At 42.3% G+C, this 3,547-nt stretch carries 3 protein-coding genes; 1 reads left to right on the top strand and 2 read right to left on the bottom strand.

The window, feature by feature from the left end:
- The coding region (locus GRP75_RS21825) for a diaminobutyrate--2-oxoglutarate transaminase (protein ID WP_160790341.1) at window positions 1–1,034 on the bottom strand (1,034 nt) is incomplete at its 3' end.
- Window positions 1,035–1,625: 591 nt separating this feature from the next.
- Between GRP75_RS21825 and GRP75_RS21820 the strand changes: the two genes are divergently transcribed.
- Window positions 1,626–2,312 (top strand): response regulator transcription factor, encoded by a 687-nt coding sequence (locus tag GRP75_RS21820; RefSeq protein WP_023988534.1) that lies wholly within the window; start codon window positions 1,626–1,628, stop codon window positions 2,310–2,312.
- A gap of 5 nt (window positions 2,313–2,317) precedes the next feature.
- Here GRP75_RS21820 and GRP75_RS21815 read toward each other — a convergent pair.
- On the bottom strand, window positions 2,318–3,547 hold a 1,230-nt coding region (locus tag GRP75_RS21815; protein ID WP_160790340.1), incomplete at its 5' end, for a response regulator.

Genomic DNA, 3,547 nt, shown 5'->3' with positions numbered 1-3,547 from the left:
CCGCGAATTTCAATTAGAGGATCTATCGATTGGATATGTTCACGCAAGAACTGCTGAACAAAAGCCTCTTTTTCCTTCACTTGTGCTTCCAGCTCTACCGTATCTCTGAACTCCAGCGCAGCCTTTGCCCCGACAAAAGCAAGCTGATTTCCACGGAAGGTGCCGTTATGCTCACCTGGACTCCATATATCCAATTCTGGCTTGAGTAGCAACAGAGACATTGGCAAACCGTATCCACTGATCGATTTGGACAAAACAACCATATCAGGAACAATTCCCGCCCGCTCGAATGAGAAGAACGAACCAACTCGACCGCAACCGACTTGAATATCGTCAACAATGAGCAAAATATCATGGTCATCGCACAGCTGTCGCAAATCACGCAGCCATTCGGTATCTGCAATATGAATACCGCCTTCAGCCTGTACCGTTTCCAAAATGATCGCGGCAGGCTTTTCCACACCCGAGTGAGTGTCTGTTAAAAGCTGCTCCATATACAAAATGGTATCCATTCCGTTAAATGTGCTGTTATAAGGTATGAAGGTAACATTGTTCAGGGGTACCCCTGCGCTCTCTCGCATGGAGTTGTTGCTGGTAATAGATAAACTACCCAGCGACATTCCGTGGAACGCGCCCATAAAAGCGAAAATACCATTTCTGTTTTTCACCTTGCGTGCAAGTTTCAGTGCTGCTTCCACCGCATTGGTTCCGGTCGGTCCGCAAAATTGCAGCTTATAATTCAAGCCCTTGGGCTGGAGAATACGCTCTGAAAAAGACTCAATAAACTCTTGCTTAGCTGTCGTGTACATATCCAGACCATGCATAATCCGATCGGAACTTAAATAATCCAATATCCGGTTTTTCATAAAATCATTATTATGCCCATAGTTCAAAGCCCCTGCCCCAGCAAAAAAGTCAATGTAACCCTTGCCTGCCTCCGTGTACAGTACATCGTTTTTAGCTTTGTTGAAAACAACTGGAAAACTTCTGCAATAGGATCTTACATTGGACTCCAGCGCTTCGAATGTGTTCATGATCTCTCGTCCTCCCGCTGACCTGATTTTAAAAAATACAAGCATGGAAAGCAAAAAAAATGTAAATATGTAATCTAAATGAGTAGACAGTCTGAATTCACACTGGGATATCCACACCAAAGAATCATAAGTATGATCACAAGAACAATTAAAGTACGAAAATTAAATACAGAGATAGCACATGAGAGTATGTTAGTAGAAGATTAAATAGTGGGTTTTTCTAAGAGGCCTATCAGAGGATGTCAACTCCTATGTAATAAAATACCATAATTTTCATTTAAGTCAATGCATGTTTCTGATGTGTTTTGTTAAATTTTTGTAATTTATCATCAATGGCTTGTAGTATATTGTTAAAAGAAAACGAAAAATGTCGTATTATAGTAATAAATCTCAAAAATAGTACATTTCCATATCAAATAGATATACATCTGGACTAATTGTCCACAGGATTGTCACAACAAACCTGATCTTTTGACAGACTGTCCAAAGGAGTTTACTCTATCAACAGGACCTGCCAAAAACTTGTTGTAAACATTGCAGTTATCCTAACTATTTGGCTCGAATTTGATAGAAAGATAAGGAAATATGATCATGTCTAATGTTTTAATTATTGAAGATGACAATATGTTGGGAGAGACCCTTTCCTTGTATTTAACAGGAGAAGACTACAACGTTACTCGAGTGGAACAAGCGTCTGAGGGTATTGCCCGGCTTGAGATCGTACAACCCGATATTATTTTGCTGGATCTGCTGCTTCCAGATTTGGATGGGGTAAATCCCTGCCCACTCATACGCAAGCATACGGACGTGCCCATCATCGTGATTTCTACAGAAAACAACATATCAGAGCGTATTCGTACACTTACGTTGGGAGCAGATGATTATATTTGCAAGCCTTTTAGTATGCAAGAGCTAAAAGCACGGATGGAGGCTCTTTTCCGTCGTATTGAAATCACGCGCTTGCAAGGAAGAGGCAGAGCACCTGAACCTGAAACCGGCATTACTTTGGATCTAGCGAGAAGAATGATTACCGTTAACGGACAGAATGTGGAGACAACATATTCAGAATTTGAGCTCATGAAGCTTTTTTATTTGAACCGGGGAATTGTATTCAGCAGGTATGCTTTGATTCAGGCTCTCCGTGGCACAGACTCCTTTATTAATGAAAGGGCTGTGGACGTACATATTAACCATTTACGCAGAAAAATCGAAAAAGACCCTAAGAAACCGCAATTAATCAAGACCATCTGGGGAATCGGCTACAAATTTATGCAATAACACGGTCAGCTCCAGGGAAGTGATGACTTGATTTGGTTAATATCCTTCTGAACCGTGCTCAGATGCTTTTTCCAGTCTGGATACAGTGCTCCTGTTGAGGTTTCATTGCTGCGCTTCAATGCCATTTCCAGCTCTATTACCTTTGCCAGCAACTCAGGCGCGCACAGGTTCCCCGTTCCTCCCTTAAGTGAGTGGATTAATCGAAGAGCAGAAGATAACTGCCCATTGTCCATTTTTCTCACAACTCTTTTATCGAGATACTGGTATTCCTGTATCCATTTATAAAGGGCAAATTGAAAAATATACACCTTGCCATCCATGCCTGCTATCGACTGCTCAGCGTGAATACCATGTAAATCTTGCAGCCACGCTAAATTAATCCAGCTAGTTAACACTCTAGCAGCGGTCAGTTCATGGACAGGCTTGAACAACACGGCATTAATACCAGCACGAAGACAAACTTCCTGTTCATGCTGCACAGCATCAGCGGTAAAAGCGATAATGGGAAGCCTGTTAAAAGCTTTGTTTCTCCGAATATGCCTCGCCGTCTCAAAACCATCCATCTCTGGCATATGCAAATCAAGCAGCACCATATCCCAGTAACGCAGTTCCAGTAACGCTATTAGTTCTCTTCCGTTCGTGACCATCGTTACCTCAAAGTTACGCTCTGCTAAAAACTCGGTAATCACCACCTGGTTAATTTCGTTATCCTCTGCTATGAGAATTTGATACTTCTGTGTTGTATCCCCTATCTCATTGTGGCAACTCATCGTCGCATGAGTCTCCAGAGTATTACCATCTGCTGGCACTGACTGTTCCTTCTTCCAGCAGAGAACCTCCAGCAGAGCGTTTCGGGTAACGGGCTTGGACAAAAAGGCATCCACACTATGATTCATGTCCCCTGCAGCTATTGTTTCCATCTGAAACACGGTTGTAAGTCCAATAATCTGAGTTATCTGCCTATCCAGCATTTGAAGCCACTGCCTCCGGGAGTCCAGTTCTCTCAAACCTTCCATCCCCATATCGATGATAACATAATCAAAATGCTCACCCTTTTGAAAAGCGTCCACACTTTCTTGGAAGGATGAATTAGTGAATGTTTTTAATCCCAAGTCTTGCAGTAGTTCGTTCAAGCTGTATCTCACCAGTTCATGCTGCGCAACAATTAAGGCTTTGCCTTTGATTTGTTTTTCTATTCGTGCGCTTCCTGCATTCAATTCCCCAGTTTCCAGCTC

This window comes from Paenibacillus sp. OT2-17, from assembly GCF_009827695.1.
In the GTDB taxonomy this organism is placed as follows: Bacteria; Bacillota; Bacilli; order Paenibacillales; family Paenibacillaceae; genus Paenibacillus; species Paenibacillus polymyxa_B.
This window is presented reverse-complemented; position numbering and strand designations above follow the sequence as displayed.

Excerpts from the sequence above, each read along its gene's own strand:
- GRP75_RS21820 (WP_023988534.1), top strand. The coding sequence starts at position 1,626 with ATGTCTAATGTTTTAATTATTGAAGATGACAATATGTTGGGAGAGACC.